This window comes from Streptomyces sp. CC224B (assembly GCF_030010595.1).
Lineage (GTDB): Bacteria > Actinomycetota > Actinomycetes > Streptomycetales > Streptomycetaceae > Streptomyces > Streptomyces longispororuber.
Genome location: NZ_JASCXL010000004.1, coordinates 64,661 through 83,108 on the forward strand (window position 1 = coordinate 64,661; position 18,448 = coordinate 83,108).

The window sequence follows — 18,448 nt, forward strand, 5'->3', positions numbered from 1 at the left end:
TCGTTCCGTGCGACGGGCCGGGACGGCGTCGCCCCGACCCACCACAGGTGCCGCCACGCTCGCACCGAAAGCGGCGGCACAGCACCAGAGCCCGTGGTGCCTTCGCTAGCGGCGCCGTACCCCCGCACCCAGGGCGTACAGTTCCGCCCACTGCCGTGCCGTCAGGTCCTTCGGCAGGCGCGCCGGGCCGAGGCCGTGGCGACCGAGCCACTGGGCGACGGTGCGGCGCGGCAGGTCCGGGCACGCGGCGGCGACGATCTGCGCCAGTCCCCGCCCCGGCCCCGTGAAGACGCGGTGCACCATGTCCTGGTACCTCTTGCGCTCGGCGCGGTCGACGAGCGGGCGGTCGCGCCGCGTGGCGGTCATGAGGCCGCCGTCCACGTTCGGGCGCGGCCGGAACGCCGCCGCCGGGACGCGCCGGGCCAGGGCGAACTCGTACCAGGGCCACCACTGGGCCGTCATCAGCGTCGCCCCGCCGACGCCCGCGCGACGGCGTGCGACCTCCCACTGGACCAGCAGGACGGCGTCCGTCCAGGCCGGTGCGCGCAGGATGCGGCGGAGCATCGGCGTCGTCTCGTGGAAGGGCAGGTTGCCGACCAGGACGTGCGGCGTCGACGGCGTCTCGTAGCGCAGGAAGTCGGCGGTGACGATCGTGGTCGAGCGGTTCGTACGCCGCTCCAGGCGGGCGGCGCGGCGGCCGTCGATCTCGATGCCCGTCAGAGGCCTGCCGAGCTCCTGGAGGGGCAGGGTGAGGGCTCCGTCGCCCGGGCCGATCTCGACGATCGGACCTCGCGTGCGGGCCACCAGGTCGACGACGGCTTCGATGGTCACCTGGTCGGTGAGGAAGTTCTGGCCGAGTTCATGACGGCCGTGGCGGTAGGCGGGGCGGTTCGTGGGGGCCCCGGTGGGACGGGCGGGGGCGCCGGTGTGGTGTGCAGGGCTGCTGGCGTGGTGCTTGCGCACAGGAGGAACTCCGCGGCTTCGAGGTGAGCCGGGCAGCACGAGGTGCCGCTCGGCGCTGACGCGATGAAGCGGCGGAGCGTTCCATTCCTGATGGCCACCGGGGGCGCGAGGCGTGCCCTCGGGGCGTGGGAGAGTCCGACCGCCGCTACGGGCGGCGGTACCTCGTCACCGCGGTGGCTGCGCAGGCAGCGATTCCACACATGTCGCGCACGCTAGGCGCCTCGCGGGGCTGTGAGCAACTGGTTTTCCCAGCGCGTCAGTGCTCGCTCTGCCGGAGGGGCCCACCGTCACCCCAGGGGAGCGCCCTTCCCCCAGGGCGCCACGCTGCCCTCAGGGCGTAACCCTGCCCCCAGGGCGTAACCCTGCCTCCAGGGGGCCGCTCAGGCCCCCAGGGGGATCACTCAGGCGGCACCCAGGGTGGTCACTCGTCGTCGTCCTCGTCGTCCAGCCGCGCCAGCCACGTCGCCAGGCGCTCCACCGGGACCTCGAAGTCCGGGTTGAGGTCGACGAACGTGCGGAGCTGCTCGGCCAGCCACTCGAAGGTGATCTCCTCCTCGCCGCGCCGCTTCTCCAGCTCCTCGATGCCACGGTCGGTGAAGTACAAAGTCATGCTCCTGACGGACGGGATGTTCGGTTTCATCGTAGGACGGAACGCCGGTGGGCCCGGCCCCGAGTCCGTGAACTCGGGGCCGGGCCCACCTCCGTACGACCGTCCGGGGCCTAGGCCTCGAACACCTCGCGCACGAGCTGCTCCTGCTCGGCCTGGTGGCGCTTGGCCGAGCCGACCGCCGGGGCGGAGCCGTGCGCCCGCGAGATGCGGCGCAGGCGCTCGCCGTGCGGGATGTCGGCGCCGACCGCCAGGTCCAGGTGGTCGATCAGGTTCAGGGCGATGAACGGCCACGCACCCTGGTTCGCCGGCTCCTCCTGGGCCCACAGGTACTTCTCGGCGTTCGGGTACTTCGCGAGTTCCGCCTGGAGCTCGGCACCCGGCAGCGGGTACAGGCGCTCGATGCGGATGATCGCGGTGTCCGTGGCGTCCCGCTTCTGCCGCTCGGACTCCAGCTCGTAGTAGAACTTGCCGGTGCAGAAGACGACCTTGCGGACCGCGGCCGGGTCCACCGTGGCGTCGCCGATGACGGGGCGGAAGCCGCCCGTCGTGAACTCCTCCGTCTTCGAGGCGGCGGCCTTCAGGCGCAGCATCGACTTCGGGGTGAAGACCACCAGCGGCTTGTGGTGCGGGTTGTGCACCTGCCACCGCAGGAGGTGGAAGTAGTTCGACGGGAGGGACGGCATCGCGACCGTCATGTTGTTCTGGGCGCAGAGCTGGAGGAAGCGCTCCACGCGCGCGGAGGAGTGGTCGGGACCCTGGCCCTCGTAGCCGTGCGGCAGCAGCAGCGTGACGCCGGAGGTCTGGTTCCACTTCTGCTCGGCCGACGAGATGAACTCGTCGATGACCGTCTGCGCGCCGTTGGCGAAGTCGCCGAACTGCGCCTCCCACATGACCAGGGACTCGGGCCGGGACAGCGAGTAGCCGTACTCGAAGCCCATCGCCGCGTACTCGGACAGGAGCGAGTCGTAGACGTTGTAGCGGGCCTGCTCCTCGGAGAGGTACTGCAGCGGGGTGTAGTCCTCGCCGGTCGTCTGGTCCACGAGCACCGCGTGCCGCTGGCCGAAGGTGCCGCGGCGGGAGTCCTGGCCGGAGAGGCGGACCGGGGTGCCCTCCATCAGCAGGGAGCCGATGGCGAGGGTCTCGCCCATGCCCCAGTCGATGGTGCCGTCCTCGACCATGGCCGCGCGGCGCTGCAGCTGCGGCAGCAGACGCGGGTGGACGGTGATCCGGTCGGGGATGTTGACCTGGGACTCGGCGATCCGCTTGACGACCTCCTGGGAGACCGCGGTGTCCACGGCCACGGGGAACTCGGTCTGCGGCGCCGGGACCTGCGCGGGGGCGGGGGCCGTGGTGGCCTCGCGGACCTCCGTGAAGACCTTCTCGAGCTGGCCCTGGAAGTCCTGCAGGGCCTGCTCGGCCTCCTCCAGGGTGATGTCGCCACGGCCGATCAGGGACTCGGTGTACAGCTTGCGGACCGAGCGCTTCTTGTCGATCAGGCTGTACATCTGCGGGTTCGTGAACGACGGGTTGTCGGTCTCGTTGTGCCCGCGGCGGCGGTAGCAGATCAGGTCGATGACCACGTCCTTGTTGAACGCCTGCCGGAACTCGAAGGCCAGGCGGGCCACGCGGACCACGGCCTCCGGGTCGTCGCCGTTCACGTGGAAGATCGGCGCCTCGATCATGCGGGCCACGTCGGTGGAGTACATCGACGAGCGCGCGGACTCCGGCGGTGCCGTGAAGCCGACCTGGTTGTTGATCACGATGTGGACCGTGCCGCCGGTGCGGTAGCCGCGGAGCTGCGACATGTTGAGCGTCTCGGCGACCACGCCCTGGCCCGCGAAGGCCGCGTCCCCGTGGAGGGCGACCGGCAGGACGGTGAAGTCCGTGCCCCCCTTGTTGATGATGTCCTGCTTGGCGCGGGCGACGCCCTCCAGGACCGGGTCGACCGCCTCCAGGTGCGAGGGGTTGGCGACCAGGGAGACCTTGATCTGCTCGCCGTCCAGGCCCGTGAAGGTGCCCTCGGCGCCCAGGTGGTACTTCACGTCACCGGAGCCGTGCATCGACTTCGGGTCGAGGTTGCCCTCGAACTCGCGGAAGATCTGCGCGTACGACTTGCCGACGATGTTCGCGAGGACGTTCAGGCGGCCGCGGTGGGCCATGCCGATGACGACCTCGTCCAGGCGCGACTCGGCCGCGGAGTCGATGACCGCGTCGAGCAGCGGGATGACGGACTCGCCGCCCTCCAGGGAGAAGCGCTTCTGGCCGACGTACTTCGTCTGCAGGAAGGTCTCGAAGGCTTCCGCCGCGTTCAGCCGGCGCAGGATGCGGAGCTGCTCCTCGCGCTCCGGCTTGGCGTGCGGACGCTCGATGCGGTCCTGCAGCCACTTGCGCTGCTTCGGGTCCTGGATGTGCATGAACTCGATGCCCGTGGTGCGGCAGTACGAGTCGCGCAGCACGCCGAGGATGTCGCGGAGCTTCATCATCGACTTGCCGGCGAAGCCGCCGACGGCGAACTCGCGCTCCAGGTCCCAGAGCGTCAGGCCGTGCTCGGTGATGTCCAGGTCCGGGTGCTTGCGCTGCTTGTACTCCAGCGGGTCCGTGTCGGCCATGACGTGGCCGCGGACGCGGTAGGAGTGGATCAGTTCGAAGACGCGGGCGGCCTTGGTGACGTCGTCGTCGTGCGAGGCGTCGATGTCCTTGAGCCAGCGGACCGGCTCGTAGGGGATGCGCAGCGCCTCGAAGATCTCGTCGTAGAAGCCGTTCTCGCCGAGGAGGAGGTTCGCGACGATCCGCAGGAACTCGCCGGAGGCGGCACCCTGGATGACCCGGTGGTCGTACGTCGAGGTCAGGGTCATGACCTTGGAGATGCCCAGCTTGTTCAGGGTGTCCTGGGAGGTGCCCTGGAACTCCGCCGGGTAGTCCATGGAGCCGACGCCCATGATGACCGACTGGCCGGGCATCAGGCGCGGCACGGAGTGGACGGTGCCGAGGCCGCCGGGGTTGGTCAGGGAGACCGTGACCCCGGAGAAGTCGTCCATCGTGAGCTTGCCGTCGCGGGCGCGGCGGACGATGTCCTCGTAGGCCTGCCAGAACTCGAAGAAGTTCAGCGTCTCGGCCTTCTTGATGCCCGCTACAACCAGTTGCCGGTCGCCATTGGCCTTGACCAGGTCGATGGCGAGGCCGAAGTTGACGTGCTCAGGCTTGACGAGGGTTGGCTTGCCGTCCTTCTCGGCGTACGAGTAGTTCATCGACGGCATGGCCTTGATGGCCTGCACCATCGCGTACCCGATGAGGTGGGTGAAGGAGATCTTCCCGCCGCGGGCGCGCTTCAGGTGGTTGTTGATGACGATGCGGTTGTCGAACAGCAGCTTCACCGGGACCGCGCGCACGGACGTGGCCGTGGGCAGCTCCAGGGAGGCGTTCATGTTCTTCGCCACGGCGGCGGAGGGGCCGCGCAGGGTCACGTACTCGGGACCGGCGGGGGCCTCGGTGGCAGGCGCGGCCTTCGCGGGCGCCGGTTTCGCGGCGGCCGGCTTGGCCGCGGGGGCCGGAGCCTTCGCCGCGGGCGCGGCCTTGGCGGGTGCGGGCTTCGCGGCGGGCGCGGCCGGGGCGGGGGACGTGGTGGGCGCGGCCCCCGCGGCCGCGTCACCCGCCGGCTTGGCCGGAGCGGCGGTCGCGCCCGCCCCGGGCTTGTAGTCGGCGAAGAAGTCCCACCAGGCACGGTCGACCGAATTCGGGTCCTGGAGGTACTGCTGATAGATCTCGTCGACGAGCCACTCATTGGGACCGAACGCGGCAGCAGGGTTCTTGCCCTGCGCTTCTTGGTCGGTCGTGGTGCTCGAGTTACTGGGGGACTGTGGCGACACGGCGGCAACCGCCCTCTTCCGCTTCACAAGGTGATGGACAGCGGAAATAAAGGCTACGCCTCCTCCCGCGCCAGGTGCAGGCCGGGCTGGTCATCCGTCGCGTAAGTCACACTGGATCGCTGGTTTCGGCGCGGTAAATGGCGGGAAACTACCGAGGTTTGCCTATGGCACTGTGCCGCGTGGAGACCCCTGGGGTACTCGACACGCGGTGGTGGCCCGAGTGGCGCGCGCCCCGCGCGCCCATGATTCGCTTCCGCTTCGAACCTTACGTCAACTTCAGTCCTCGGGCAGGCCCGGAAGGCTGACCTGGATCCGGCACCCCCGAGCCGATTCGGCCACCCCTATGTGCCCGCCGTGCAGATCGACGGCCCAGCGCGCGATCGCAAGCCCGAGCCCCGTGCCGCCGTCGCCCCCGGAGGGCGCGCCGGCGTGCACCCCGCGGTTGAACCGCTCGAAGACGCGGTGCCACTCGGATTCGGGGATCCCAGGACCCTCGTCGAGCACCTCCAGGTCCAGCGACTCGGGATAGGGGCCGCGCCGGGCACGCACCGTGACGCGGCCGTGCGGCGGGCTGTGCTTGACCGCGTTGTCGATGAGGTTGGCGACGACCTGGTGCAGGCGCTCGGCGTCGGCGTGCGCCGTCAGCTCCGGGGGCGACACGTCCAGGTGCAGATGCACGTCCGTACGGGTGTGGCTGCCGGAGCCCGACGGCATCCCCTTGCGCGCGGAGGCGACCATGTTGGCCTCCTTCAGGACGCCCGACAGATAGGGCCACACCTCGAAGCGGCGCGCCTTGAGCGGGACGACGCCGTTGTCGAGCCGGGAGAGGTCGAGCAGGGTGTCCACCAGGCGTCCCAGGCGCTCGGTCTGCTTCAGGGCCGTACGCATGGTCTCCGGGTCGGCGGCCGAGACCCCGTCGACGACGTTCTCCAGGACCGCGCGCAGGGCCGCGATGGGGGTGCGCAGCTCGTGCGAGACGTTGGCGACCAGCTCCTTGCGCTGCTGGTCCTGTGCCTCCAGGTCGTCAGCCATGCGGTTGATCGTCATGGCCACGTCGCCGAGCTCGTCCCGCCGGTCGGCGCCGCGCACGCGGCGTGTGTAGTCGCCGTGCGAGACGGCACGGGCCACCGAGTTCATCTCGTCCAGCGGGGCGGTGAGGCTGTGCGCCACGAACTGCGTGATCAGCAGCGTCGCGATCACCGAGAACACCGTGATGAAGCGCAGCTCCGTCTCGGTCTTCATGGCCACGATCAGCAGTCCCGTGGTGATGAACACCGAGACGACGACCAGGGTGCCCAGCTTCGTCTTGATGGAGAACGGCCGGAGCCCGCCGAAGGGACCGCTCACCCCGCCACCTCCGCCCCGGTCGCTCCGCCACCACCGACCCATGCCCGGGACGCCGCCCACCATGCCGCGCAGGTCACCGTGCGCCGTCACGGCACTCCCGGTGCGCCGGGCCGTCGAACCGCTCAGGGAGCCCCGGGGCGGGCCGCCGGCGGCGCCGGGGTCCGCGGTCATGGGGTGGGCGTCTCCAGGGCGTAGCCGACCCCGTGGACGGTGCGGATGCGCTCGGCGCCGATCTTGCGGCGCAGCGCCTTGATGTGGCTGTCCACCGTGCGCGTGCCGGAGGCGTCCGCCCAGTCCCACACCTCGGCGAGGAGCTGCTCGCGCGAGAGCACCGCGCGCGGGGTGTTGGCCAGGCACACCAGGAGGTCGAACTCCGTGGGCGTCAGGTGTACGTCCTCGCTGCGCACCCGCACCCTGCGCTGCGCGTGGTCGATCTCCAGCTCGCCGAGGCGCAGGATGCCGCTGCGCGGCGTCGTCGCGGCCAGCGCGGCCCGCTCCACGCGGCGCAGCAGCACGTGCACGCGTGCGGCCAGTTCGCGCATGGAGAACGGTTTGGTCATGTAGTCGTCCGCCCCGACGCCGAGCCCGACGAGCATGTCCGTCTCGTCGTCCCGCGCGGTGAGCATCAGCACCGGTACCGGGCGCTGGGCCTGCACGCGGCGGCAGACCTCCAGGCCGTCGAAGCCCGGCAGCATGATGTCGAGGATCAGCAGATCGGGCTGCCAGGCCTGGGCGGTGTCCACCGCCGCCGGGCCGTCCGCCGCCGTTTGCACGACGAAACCCTCGGCGCGCAGACGGGCGGCGATGGCGTCCACGATCGTCGGGTCGTCCTCGACCACCAGTACGCGGCGCTGTGCTCCTGGCATCGCCGCCGTGGCGCTGTTGTGGGAGGTGTGTGTCTGCTCCATCGCCCCGCCCCTGACGTGATCGCTTGGTGTCCGGTCAGCAGAGTACGGGGCGCGGAGGCACCTCGGCTACGCAGCCCTTGTCGCGAGGTGGACCACGTCCGGTACGCCCCGGGCAACGGCGATCTCTTCCGTACGTACGTGCTGGAATCCGGCATTCCGCAAAGCGGAGTCGAAAGTGGGTGACGGCTGCGCGGACCACACGGCGAGCACGCCGCCGGGGGTGAGCCGGGCCCGGCACGCGGCGAGGCCGGAGGGAGAGTAGAGGCTCTCGTTGTCCTCCGTGACGGTCCAGTCGGGGCCGTTGTCGATGTCGAGGCACAGGGCGTCGTACCTGAGCCCGGTGGCCGCGGTCGACGACGTTCCGTTTTCGTTGACGCTTGCGAATGCGCCTCTGACATATGCGACCAGGTCGGTGTGCAGGATCTCCGTGCGTGGGTCGGCGAGCGCCTCGCGAGAGAGCTCCCCGAGCGGTCCGTCCAGATGCCAGTCGATGACGGCCCGCTCCCGCTCCACCACGGTGATGCGGCCCCACCGGGGGTCCGCGGCCGCGTGGGCGAGCGAAAAGCCAACCCCTAGACCGCCGATCAGGACGCTGGGCCGGGGGCGCCCGTCGAGCGCCCGGAGGGCGGCGTCGACCAGGAGGCGCTCGGAACGGCCGTCCGAGGTGTCCATGAGGAACATGCCGTTGGCGATGATCTGCAACAGGTCCCCGTGGCGACGCAGGGCCACTTCGCCGTACGGGCCCTCGCGCCGATCGAGCACCACAGGGGGATCGGATGGGTACGAAGTGCGCATGCCCTCATCCTGTAGGCCTCCCTGGGGCGGCTGCTGGGAATTGTTGCGCGTCGGGGCGGCGGGGACGCTGAGGAATGCCGCGGGGTTGCTGAGGGTTCCTGTGAATCACGTCTCATGTGGTGTCGATCATGGACAGCGTGGAACGATCCGTGAAGCGTGAACGTAATCGATTCGTGATGCAGTCGCGCAGGGGTCCCGCGGAGTCTCGTGGGCGCTCCGCGGAAGTTCCGTGACGAAGGGAGCGCCTCGGCGTGAACCGGACTGTTACTGGCGGGGGCGCGGTTTCCTCGATTTCCGGCGGGGGTGCCGGGGCGGATGTGGCGGAGCCCGCGAGAGGTGATCGCGGGGGCGCGCTGGACGGGGTCTTGCTGGACAGGTCGTCATCGGACGGGCTGTCACCGGGGGGACCGTCGCTGGACGGGGTGCCGGGGCAGCGGCGTGCGTTCGGGGTGCCTGGACCGCTCGGGGCCGGGGGTGATCGGGCGGCTGCCGGGGGTGGCAGGGGTGACAGAGGTGGCAGGGGTGGCGCTTTGGGGTGCCTGGTGCCCCAGGGTCTGGTGGGTCGTGGGGTGGTGCCTGCCGCGGCGGGAAGTGGTGCGCTGACGTCTGCCGAGGTGGAAAGCGGGGGCGTTGCTTCCTCTTCCGGATCCGGTCCCGGTTTCCTCCTCATGTCAGATTCCGCTTCCGGCTCCGCGACGGTGTCATCGCCCCTTCCCTCGGCGTCGTCCCCGGCTGCTTCCGGCCCCGCGTCGGCGCCTGCCTCCGCCGCCGTTCCGTCCACGGCGTGGGCGCGGCTGGGCCGTCTGCGGCCCTGGCGTCTGCTGCCGACCCCGTCCGGTACGCCCTTCACCTTTGGCTACGCCGTCGTCCTCCTGCTCACCTCGCTGTTCGCCGAGCACGCCGACCCGCAGCTGATCTCGTCGATGCGGCAGGGGTCCAGCACGGACGTCGCCCATCTCGCGGACCGGCCGGTGTTCGTCCTGGTCGCCAGCGCGCTGTGGATCGCCGGCGGTGTCACGTCGCCGTACGCCGTCGGGTTCCTGCTCGTGCTGACCGCGCTCGAACGGCGCGTGGGGGCGTTGCGGGCAGCGGGCGTCTTCGTCCTCGGGCACGTCGTCGCGACGCTGGCCACCGAGATCCCGGTGGGGCTCTCAGTGCTCGCCGGTCACCTGCCCGGTTCGTCCCTGCACCGGCTGGATTACGGCATCAGCTTCGGCGTCGCCGCGAGCGTCGGTGCGCTGGCCGGTGTGCTCGGGCCGTGGCTGCGCTGGGGACTTCTGGCGGGCTTCGGCTGGGTGCTCGTCGAGGACCTCATCGCGTTCGCGGACCCCATGACGAACTGGGGCCATCTGCTGGCCTTGGCCGTCGGTGTGACGACCTGGCCGCTGCTGCAGGGCGGTCGGAGGCGCCGGGACGTAGTGGGGTAGGGTGCTCGGCTCTGGCTGCGGCCTTTCGGCCCGGAGGTGCGGGCTGCCCGGGGCCGGGCTCGGGCGGGAGAGAGGGGTGCGGCGCGGCGTTTGCGCTCGGTGCAGGTAAGGGTGGGTGCCGGTGCCGGTGCCGGTGCCGGTGCCGGTGCCGGTGCCGGTGTCATGCCGATGCGTGGGCGCCTGCGCCGCGTCGCCGCTGCTTGAACTGAGCCTCGCTGTCCGTCCGCGAGGTGAGCCGAGAACCGGGCCGACGCGACACAGGCCTCCGCGTCGGCGCCGCCCTGAGAGAAGAACCCGCCAGCGGTGCGGATCCGGGCCAGGAACCGATCAGGAACCGCTCGGGAAGTGATCAGGAAGCGACCAGGAAGCGGAACGGGAACCGGAAGTTACGTTTTCGCCGTCGCTGTCGGATTAGCCCTCGCGAGACTCTTGCGCCGCAAGGCAGTGCTCAACTATCTTGTACCGCATGACAAAAGAGCTGTCCGCGTCGCACGACCAGCGCCGTAGCCAGCTACTGCGCGGGGTGCTCGACCTGTGCCTGCTCGCGCTCATCGCCGAACGACCTCGGTACGGATACGAGTTCGTAGAGGCCCTCACCGAGAGAGGCCTCGACCTGGTGAGCGAGGGCAGCATCTACCCCCTGCTCGCACGCATGGAGCGGGCAGGCCTGGTCGACTCCTACCGCGCTCCGTCCGCCGCGGGCGGAGCGCCGCGCAAGTACTACCGCCTCACCGAGGCGGGTGCGGCCGAGCTGTCCAGCGGCCGCACCACTTGGAGCGCCTTCACGGGCGCGGTCTCCAGCACGTTGGGGACGTGACGGGGATGCACGACACGGCACAAGGGGGACGCACGATGGCGTACGAGACGACCGGTGAAGCGACGACCGTCGAGGTGACAGGCGGCGATGCCCAGGCATCGGAGGGCCGGGCGACAGGCCGCGGGACACCGGAGAAGGGTGCCGGCGCCGAGCTGACCCGCGAGCGCGTCCTCGCGGTCTGCCAGAGCAACTGGGAGTACCGGGGCATCGACGACGCCTCGATGCGCGAGATGCTCGAGGAACTCACCGCCCACCTGGACGAGGCCGCCGCTGCGGGGCGCACCCCGCGGGACGTGGTGGGGCCCGACGCGAAGGCGTTCGCCGCGGCGTGGGCACGGGCGCGCACTCCTCTGCCTCGACGCGTCCTGCGCATGGCCGCGCTGATCCCCTTCGTCCTCGGCTCCCTGCTCCTGCTGACCCATCTCCTCGACCGCAGCATGTCCCTCGCGATCGAAGCTCCTCGTATCACCTTCTACGTGGCCTTGGCGGCCGCGATCGTCGCCTGGGAGATGCGACGCGGGAGCCTCGGCTTCAGAGGCTGGATAATCGCAGGCCTCGTCGCGCTGCCCGCAGCAGTGATCACCGCCTTGCTCATAGGCGACGAGCCGCTCTTCCACCTGCCGCTGTGGGGCACGCTGCTGTTCCTCGCCCCCGGCCTGCCGTACACCGTCATGGACATCCGCGCGAGAAACAACGAGCCCGACGAGGACTGAGGCGCCGCGAGGGGCGCGGTGAAGGCGCGGAAGCAGGGGCGACGGCCTGGCCTTGCCCGGGCCGCCGGCAACAGGCCCACGGGATGCGGCCAGCTCTCGGCCCACGGCAGCCGCGCCCAGTCACCGCCAACGGATGGCCCGAGGTGGAGGAAGCGCGGGTCAGGACTCGTCCGGGCCTTTGCGTCGGGCGCTGGTGAGAGGAGCTACCACCTGCCAGCCGAGTGACTCGTACAGCGCGCGGCCCTCCACCGTCCCAGCCAGGACGCCGACCTCGCAGCCCTGTTCGAACGCGGCAGCCTGGAGTGTGCGCATGACCAGACTGCCGAGCCCGCGGCGGCGGTGCGCCGGGGAGGTCTCGATCTGGTCGGCGACCGCGGTGCGGCCCGTGGGGGCGATCTGGCCGCGGGCCGCCCAGGAGCCGTCGGCCGTGGTGACCATGGCACGTACGACGCCGCCGCGCGTCCATGTGTGCAGCCGGTATTCCTCCGGTGCCACCAGGCGCTGTGGGGCCACCGGTGCCAGGGCCAAGGTCATCAGGTAGCCGTCCTCCGGGTCGATCCACCACTCGGGGCCGAACCAGGGCGCAACCCGGGCCGGGGCGTCGAACACCTTCACCCAGATGTCCGCACCCGAGACCGCAGCCGCCACCGTGCGCACGTCGGCTTCCTGGACGGCGGCGTTGACCGCACCGAAGACATGACGGGAGGGATGTCGGACCTGACCGACGTGGATCGTGTAGCCCCAGGGCTCCAGGACGGGAGGGGCCGCCCCGCGCGAGACGACCCACCCGTCGACCCAGGCCCGCACGACCTCTGAGTCACCCAGAACCGCTGGACCGGCCACGCCCCCTGCCCCTGCCGTCGCCGTACCCGCAGCAGTAGCTGTACCCGACGTGGCCGCCGGGTCCGCCGAACCCGTCGGATGGATCGGAGTCGTCGTGCTGGTGGCGCTGGTGGCGCTGGTGTCGCTGGCGGTGCTGGTCAAGGAAGTCCCCTCCCGGGCGGCACGGGCAGGCATCGGCGCGAGTAAGTGCCGACCACTGCGTGCATCTCTAACACGTAATAGTTGCTAACCGCTATTGATTATTACGGAAGGGTGGCCTCGCGGGCTCCCCACGTGATCGCTCACAGCGAACACGCCCAGGGAACATTCGAAGGCTCACAAGCATTGAGTCGGTATAGCTCAACTTGAATGCTGAAGGGGAGATCATGGCTGCTGAGTCCACGGATCACACACCGCTCGCTCTGCCCGTGCTGCCGCTCGACGACGAGGTCGTGCTGCCCGGCATGGTGGTGCCGTTCGACCTGTCCGACCCCGACGTGCGGGCCGCGGTGGAGGCGGCCCAGGCCGCCGCGAGGTCCAGTGGGAGGAGCAGCAAGCCGACGGTGCTGCTTGTTCCGCGCATCGACGGGACGTACGCCGCGATGGGCGTGCTGGGCACGGTCGAGCAGGTGGGGCGGCTGGCGGACGGTGACCCGGGGGCCCTGATCCGCGGGCGCGGCCGGGTGCGCATCGGGGCGGGTACGACCGGACCGGGCGCCGCGCTGTGGGTGGAGGGCACCCAGGTCGAGGAGACCGTGCCGGATCCGCTGCCCGGGGCCACGGTCGAGCTGGTCAAGGAGTACAAGGCCCTGGCCACGAGCTGGCTGAAGAAGCGCGGGGCCTGGCAGGTCGTCGACCGGGTGCAGCAGATCGACGACGTCTCGGCGCTCGCCGACAACTCCGGGTACTCGCCCTTCCTCACCACCGAGCAGAAGGTCGAGCTGCTGGAGACCGAGGATCCGACGGCCCGGCTGAAGCTGGCGACCCGGCAGCTCCGGGAGCACCTGGCCGAGCAGGACGTCGCCGAGTCGATCGCCAAGGACGTCCAGGAGGGCGTGGACAAGCAGCAGCGGGAGTTCCTGCTGCGGCGGCAGCTCGAGGCCGTGCGCAAGGAGCTGCGTGAGCTCAACGGCAAGGACGGCGAGGACGAGTCCGACGACTACCGCGCCCGCGTGGAGGCCGCGGACCTGCCCGAGCACGTCCGGGAAGCGGCCCTGAAGGAGGTCGAGAAGCTGGAGCGCGCGAGCGACCAGTCGCCGGAGGGCTCCTGGATCCGCACCTGGCTGGACACGGTCCTCGAACTGCCGTGGACCGAGCGGACCGAGGACGCGTACGACATCAAGGGCGCGCAGGAGGTCCTCGACGCGGAGCACGCGGGGCTGCAGGACGTGAAGGAGCGGATCACCGAGTACCTGGCGGTGCGCAAGCGGCGGGCGGACCGCGGCATGGGCGTGGTCGGGGGCCGCCGCGGCGGGGCGGTGCTCGCGCTCGTCGGGCCGCCCGGTGTCGGCAAGACCTCGCTGGGCGAGTCGGTGGCGCACGCCATGGGGCGCAAGTTCGTGCGGGTGGCGCTCGGCGGCGTGCGGGACGAGGCGGAGATCCGCGGGCACCGGCGCACCTACGTGGGCGCCCTGCCGGGCCGGATCGTGCGGGCCATCAAGGAGGCCGGGTCCATGAACCCGGTGGTGCTCCTCGACGAGATCGACAAGGTGGGCTCGGACTTCCGGGGCGACCCGGCGGCCGCGCTCCTCGAAGTGCTCGACCCCGCGCAGAACCACACGTTCCGCGACCACTACCTGGAAGTCGAGCTGGACCTGAGCGACGTGGTCTTCCTGGCGACGGCCAACGTCCTCGAAGCCATCCCGGAGGCCCTGCTCGACCGCATGGAGCTGGTCCGGCTGGACGGCTACACCGAGGACGAGAAGGTCGTCATCGCCCGGGACCACCTGGTGCCGCGCCAGCTCGACCGGGCCGGGCTCGGCTCCGGCGAGGTGACCGTCGACGAGGGCGCGCTGCGCAAGCTCGCCGGGGAGTACACGCGCGAGGCCGGCGTGCGCAACCTGGAGCGCTCCGTCGCCCGGCTGCTGCGCAAGGTCGCGGCGCAGCACGAGCTGGGGGAGCGGGAGCTGCCCCTCACGATCGGGGCGGACGACCTGCGGGACCTCATCGGGCGGCCGCACCACGTGCCGGAGTCGGCGCAGGACCCCGCCGAGCGGCGCACTTCGGTGCCCGGGGTGGCCACGGGGCTCGCGGTCACCGGGGCGGGCGGCGACGTGCTGTTCGTCGAGGCGTCCCTCGCCGACCCGGAGACCGGCGCGGCCGGGCTGACGCTCACCGGCCAGCTCGGGGACGTGATGAAGGAGTCCGCGCAGATCGCGCTCTCCTTCCTGCGCTCCCACGGCGCCGAGCTGGAGCTGCCCGTCGGCGACCTGAAGGACCGGGGCGTGCACATCCACTTCCCGGCGGGCGCGGTGCCCAAGGACGGGCCGAGCGCGGGCGTCACCATGACGACGGCGCTCGCGTCGCTGCTCAGCGGCCGCCTGGTGCGTACGGATGTGGCGATGACCGGGGAGGTCTCGCTGACCGGGCGGGTGCTGCCCATCGGCGGCGTCAAGCAGAAGCTGCTCGCCGCGCACCGCGCCGGGATCACCACGGTGGTCATCCCGAAGCGGAACGAGCCGGACCTGGACGACGTCCCCGCCGAGGTCCTGGACAAGCTCGACGTCCACGCGGTGACGGACGTCCGGCAGGTCCTGGAGCTGGCGCTGACCCCGGCGGAGGTGAAGGTTCCGGCCGCGGCGTGAGGGGCGCGGCGTGACGGGCGCGGCGTGACGGGCGCGGCGGACAGGGACCGGCCCGGGGCTCCGCGGTGGAGCCCCGGGCCGGGCCGGGATCAGCCGGTGGCCAGGGCCTGGAGGCGGTCGTAGGCGCCGTTGAACTTGTTGTGGTCGCCGACGATCGGGCCGGAGGAGGTGTACTGCCACATGGTGTGGAAGCCCCAGCCGGCGGGGAGCTCGCCGGGGCTGACGTCGTAGCGCGCGATCCACAGCGGGTTGGCGGAGCCGAAGCCGGCGTAGTTGCCCGTGCACTGCTTCCACCAGCTGGTGGCCGTGTAGATCACCGCGTCACGCCCGGTGCGCGCCTTGTAGGTGGCCAGGAAGTCGCGGATCCAGCTCACCATGGCGCTCTGGGACTTGCCGAAGCAGGCCGCGCCGTAGGGGTTCCACTCGATGTCGAGCGCGCCGGGCAGCGTCTTGCCGTCGCGGGACCAGCCGCCGCCGTTGTCCACGAAGTAGTTGGCCTGGGCGGTGCCGCTGGAGGTGTCCGGGGTGGCGAAGTGGTAGGCGCCGCGGATCATGCCGATGTTGTACGAGCCGGTGTACTGCTGGGCGAAGTACGGGTTGCGGTAGGAGGTGGCCTCCGTCGCCTTCACGTACGCCCACCGGACGCCGCTGTTCCACAGCGCCGACCAGTTGACGTTGCCTTGGTGGCTGCTGACGTCGACACCTTCCGTCTGTACGGCGTCGCCGCCGCGCGGCTGACCGCCCTGGCCGTCGTGTTCGACGACGCCCTGCCCCATCCGGGCGCTGCCGCGGGGCGGGACGTTCTCACCGTCGGCGGACCGGGCGGCGCCGGGCAGGGTGATCAGGAGGGCCAGGGCGGACAGGACTGCGAGGAGAACGCCCGCGGCGTGGTGTTCGCGGCGGGCCGTACCGGGTCTGTGCACGGGCATAGCGTGCCTCCGAAAGGCCTCGTGGAGTCCGTACGGCGCACGGCGTGGCCCCAGGGGGAAGGCACGCGTCACCGGCGTGGCGTACGGGACTCGGTGGGGGGACCTGTCGACATGTCACGGGATCAGGCCGTGGGGGCGGGGGCACGGGGGCCGGTACGCGTCGACCTCGTCACCGGCGTGGGCGTGCCACCTGACTGGTGTGGACATGTCATGTATGACGCTACGCACGTAGAGCAGGGGAGGGGAAGGGGTGCTCGTGACCGCCGATGGTCTATGCCTGCGAAATACTGGGCGAGCTGCGGCGATGTCCGCGGTCGGCGGAAACTTTCAGGAGCGGGAAAGTGCGGCAGGGGTGCTGACATGCGTGAGGACGCGCGCCACGGCGACGCAACCGGTACGGAGGAGGCGGAGCGGGGCGGCGGTGTGGACCCCGAGTTCCTCGCCCTGGAGCGGGAGCTGACGCTGCTCCTGCGCCGGGCCCGGGCCTCGTCCGGCGAGATGGCCCGCCAGGTCCACCCCGACCTGGAGCCCGCCGCGTACGGGCTGCTCGCCTTCCTGGACGAGTCCGGGCCGCGGCGGGCCACGGACCTGGCCGCGTTCATCGGCGTCGGCAAGGCCACGATGAGCCGGCAGCTCCGGGCGCTGGAGCAGTTGGGCCTGGTCACGCGGGAGCCGGACCCGGCCGACGGCAGGGCCTGGCTCGTGCGGCTCACGGACGAGGGGCGGGCGCGGTTCCGCACGGTGCGCCGGGGGCGGCGGGAGCGGTACGTCCGGCAGCTCGCCGGGTGGGACCGGAACGAGGTCGCCGAGCTGGCCCGGCTGCTGCGGCAGCTCAACGCGCGGGCCGAGTTCTGACCCGCGGCCGCGGCAGGGGACGCAGCCGGGCCCACAGCCAGGGCCGCGGCCTGGGCCGCCGTCAGTGGCTAAGGCGCCTTGTCGGCCGCGGGCGGAGCGGGGGCGCACCCGAGGAGCGCGTCCGAGGAGATGTGCGCCAGGGGATGTGCGCGAGGAGGCGTGCGCGAAGAGGTGTGCGCGAAGAGGTGTGCGCGTGGGGCGTGCGCCCCTCGGGGCAGAGTGCCGTCACAGTTCCGCGTACACCACCGCCGCGTCGTCGTGCCGTTTGCCGCGCGGGTACGTCGTGCCGTCCGGGTCCGCCGCCTCCAACTCCCGTACACGCTCCACCAGTCCCCGCGGGCCGTCCTTGCGCAGGAGGGTGAAGCAGTCCGTCCAGTCGCCCTCCCGGAACGTCTCGACCCAGCGCCCGGCGCCGTCCGTGAGCGCGGCGAGGGCCGTGACGGCGGAGCGGGGCAGCTCCCCGGTGACCGCGCGGGCGGCGGCCGTGGGGTCGGCGGCGGCGGTGTAGAAGCCGCCCTCCGCGTTCCGCAGGGCCTCGACGGCGGCCGCGTACTCACGCCCCAGCGCCTGCCGTTCGGCCGAGCCGCGCGGCAGGGCCCGTACGGCGTCGCGCAGTTCGCGGACGGCGGCCGGCAGCTCGTCGAGGCGCCGGTCGAGGACCGGCTCGACCTCGCCGCCCGGGCCGGCCAGGAGCAGTGCCGAGTCGGACAGGACCAGGTGGGTGACGCGCTCCGCGTCCCACCGCGCGAGGACCACGGTTGCCTGCGGCGTTCGTGGGTGAGAAAGGTCACAGGTGTCACGGTGGGCGTCTGCTGTACGGGAGATGGCCTCGGCGAGGACCTCAGGGAGCGTCAGGTCCGGTCGTGAAACGGACAGTTCGCCCAGCGCGCCGCCCAGGCGCGCCGTGAACCAGGGGACGGAATGCAGACAGCCGACGGCGCCGGTCGGGGGTGTCACGCCGTCGAGCAGGACCAGTGTTCCGCCCTGTCCGGACGCGGGCAGCGCTACCGACGCGTAGTCCTCGTTGGGGCGTTCCGGGTCGCCGGGCTCGGTGGCCAGTTCGATGCGCATCCGGTCAGTCTGCCCGAGGCCGGGGGCGGGCCCGCGGGAGGGCGGGCGGGCGGCGCGGGGCGGTCCGGCGCGGTGGTCAGGGCGGTGGAAATCAGCCGGAACCAACGGCTCCGTCGGGGTGTGGCGGCGCATCCTGCCAAAGCCGACCACGGACGTCCAACCGGCCCACCGCCTGCGGCCCGGGCGGCGGGCGGTGTGACTTGCCCGCCAACTCCGGGACGGGGTTCACTCCTTCAGGTGGCCAGGCAGACGATGCGAGACTGCCGCGCACCGGCACTGGAATCGTCTGGCAAGGTCAGGGTCCGGGTCGGAGCGCTCGCGTTGACGGATCGTCACCGGGGCCCTAGGGCAGACGAAAACAGGAATGCGAGCACCGGTGCAAGAAATGCGGCCTCGGCGCGAAGGCAGCCAGCAGGCCCCGGGAAGGGCCAGACCGGGCGCGACCCCTCCCTCCGGTCCCTCCGGCCCCTCGACCTCGTCGGGGGCCGTCGCCCCGTCCGGGTCCTCCGCCTCCTCGGGGT

At 71.5% G+C, this 18,448-nt stretch carries 14 protein-coding genes; 5 read left to right on the forward strand and 9 right to left on the reverse strand.

The window, feature by feature from the left end:
- Positions 1-105: 105 nt before the first annotated feature.
- The 6 genes from erm to QK440_RS02970 form a co-directional block, all read right to left on the reverse strand.
- Positions 106-963 (reverse strand): 23S ribosomal RNA methyltransferase Erm, encoded by an 858-nt coding sequence (gene erm / locus QK440_RS02945; protein ID WP_282791328.1) that lies wholly within the window; start codon positions 961-963, stop codon positions 106-108.
- A 421-nt stretch (positions 964-1,384) separates the two neighbouring features.
- The gene (locus QK440_RS02950; protein ID WP_128381182.1) at positions 1,385-1,567 is read right to left on the reverse strand and encodes a DUF6104 family protein; all 183 of its coding nucleotides are present in this window, start codon (positions 1,565-1,567) and stop codon (positions 1,385-1,387) included.
- A 116-nt stretch (positions 1,568-1,683) separates the two neighbouring features.
- Positions 1,684-5,439, reverse strand: coding sequence for a multifunctional oxoglutarate decarboxylase/oxoglutarate dehydrogenase thiamine pyrophosphate-binding subunit/dihydrolipoyllysine-residue succinyltransferase subunit (locus QK440_RS02955; RefSeq protein WP_282791329.1), 3,756 nt, complete (start codon positions 5,437-5,439; stop codon positions 1,684-1,686).
- A 276-nt stretch (positions 5,440-5,715) separates the two neighbouring features.
- Positions 5,716-6,786, reverse strand: a complete 1,071-nt coding sequence (locus tag QK440_RS02960) for a HAMP domain-containing sensor histidine kinase (RefSeq protein ID WP_282791407.1) — start codon at positions 6,784-6,786, stop codon at positions 5,716-5,718.
- 167 nt (positions 6,787-6,953) lie between these two features.
- The gene (locus tag QK440_RS02965; RefSeq protein ID WP_016641312.1) at positions 6,954-7,694 is read right to left on the reverse strand and encodes a response regulator transcription factor; all 741 of its coding nucleotides are present in this window, start codon (positions 7,692-7,694) and stop codon (positions 6,954-6,956) included.
- Positions 7,695-7,760: 66 nt separating this feature from the next.
- Complete coding sequence (locus QK440_RS02970; RefSeq protein WP_282791330.1) at positions 7,761-8,489, reverse strand: spermidine synthase; 729 nt, start codon at positions 8,487-8,489, stop codon at positions 7,761-7,763.
- 668 nt (positions 8,490-9,157) lie between these two features.
- On the opposite strand from QK440_RS02970, the gene QK440_RS02975 reads away from it, so the two are divergent.
- The 3 genes from QK440_RS02975 to QK440_RS02985 all read left to right on the forward strand — a co-directional run bounded on the left by QK440_RS02975 (position 9,158) and on the right by QK440_RS02985 (position 11,446).
- The gene (locus QK440_RS02975) at positions 9,158-9,916 is read left to right on the forward strand and encodes a rhomboid-like protein (RefSeq protein ID WP_282791331.1); all 759 of its coding nucleotides are present in this window, start codon (positions 9,158-9,160) and stop codon (positions 9,914-9,916) included.
- 466 nt (positions 9,917-10,382) lie between these two features.
- Positions 10,383-10,733 carry a PadR family transcriptional regulator gene (locus tag QK440_RS02980; protein WP_282791332.1) on the forward strand — a complete coding sequence of 117 codons (351 nt, stop codon included), beginning with the start codon at positions 10,383-10,385 and terminating at the stop codon, positions 10,731-10,733.
- A gap of 35 nt (positions 10,734-10,768) precedes the next feature.
- Positions 10,769-11,446, forward strand: a complete 678-nt coding sequence (locus QK440_RS02985) for a hypothetical protein (RefSeq protein WP_282791333.1) — start codon at positions 10,769-10,771, stop codon at positions 11,444-11,446.
- Between the two features lie 159 nt (positions 11,447-11,605).
- On the opposite strand, the gene QK440_RS02990 is transcribed toward QK440_RS02985, so the two are convergent.
- Entirely contained in the window at positions 11,606-12,289 is a 684-nt protein-coding gene (locus tag QK440_RS02990; RefSeq protein WP_282791334.1) for a GNAT family N-acetyltransferase, read from the reverse strand.
- 365 nt (positions 12,290-12,654) lie between these two features.
- On the opposite strand from QK440_RS02990, the gene lon reads away from it, so the two are divergent.
- Entirely contained in the window at positions 12,655-15,072 is a 2,418-nt protein-coding gene (gene lon, locus QK440_RS02995; RefSeq protein ID WP_282791335.1) for an endopeptidase La, read from the forward strand.
- Positions 15,073-15,161: 89 nt separating this feature from the next.
- Here the strand turns inward: lon and QK440_RS03000 are convergent, their stop codons facing one another.
- Positions 15,162-16,001: a lysozyme gene (locus QK440_RS03000; protein ID WP_282791336.1), complete on the reverse strand. Its 840-nt coding sequence runs from the start codon at positions 15,999-16,001 to the stop codon at positions 15,162-15,164.
- Positions 16,002-16,361: 360 nt separating this feature from the next.
- Between QK440_RS03000 and QK440_RS03005 the strand changes: the two genes are divergently transcribed.
- The gene (locus QK440_RS03005) at positions 16,362-16,856 is read left to right on the forward strand and encodes a MarR family transcriptional regulator (RefSeq protein WP_282791337.1); all 495 of its coding nucleotides are present in this window, start codon (positions 16,362-16,364) and stop codon (positions 16,854-16,856) included.
- 225 nt (positions 16,857-17,081) lie between these two features.
- On the opposite strand, the gene QK440_RS03010 is transcribed toward QK440_RS03005, so the two are convergent.
- On the reverse strand, positions 17,082-17,927 hold the full coding sequence (locus QK440_RS03010; RefSeq protein WP_282791338.1) for a protein phosphatase 2C domain-containing protein: 846 nt from the start codon (positions 17,925-17,927) through the stop codon (positions 17,082-17,084).
- Positions 17,928-18,448: the final 521 nt, after the last annotated feature.

Excerpts from the sequence above, each read along its gene's own strand:
- QK440_RS02965 (WP_016641312.1), bottom strand. The coding sequence starts at position 7,694 with ATGGAGCAGACACACACCTCCCACAACAGCGCCACGGCGGCGATGCCA.
- QK440_RS02970 (WP_282791330.1), bottom strand. The coding sequence starts at position 8,489 with ATGCGCACTTCGTACCCATCCGATCCCCCTGTGGTGCTCGATCGGCGC.
- QK440_RS02975 (WP_282791331.1), top strand. The coding sequence starts at position 9,158 with ATGTCAGATTCCGCTTCCGGCTCCGCGACGGTGTCATCGCCCCTTCCC.
- QK440_RS02980 (WP_282791332.1), top strand. The coding sequence starts at position 10,383 with ATGACAAAAGAGCTGTCCGCGTCGCACGACCAGCGCCGTAGCCAGCTA.
- QK440_RS02985 (WP_282791333.1), top strand. The coding sequence starts at position 10,769 with ATGGCGTACGAGACGACCGGTGAAGCGACGACCGTCGAGGTGACAGGC.
- lon (WP_282791335.1), top strand. The coding sequence starts at position 12,655 with ATGGCTGCTGAGTCCACGGATCACACACCGCTCGCTCTGCCCGTGCTG.
- QK440_RS03000 (WP_282791336.1), bottom strand. The coding sequence starts at position 16,001 with ATGCCCGTGCACAGACCCGGTACGGCCCGCCGCGAACACCACGCCGCG.
- QK440_RS03005 (WP_282791337.1), top strand. The coding sequence starts at position 16,362 with ATGCGTGAGGACGCGCGCCACGGCGACGCAACCGGTACGGAGGAGGCG.
- QK440_RS03010 (WP_282791338.1), bottom strand. The coding sequence starts at position 17,927 with ATGCGCATCGAACTGGCCACCGAGCCCGGCGACCCGGAACGCCCCAAC.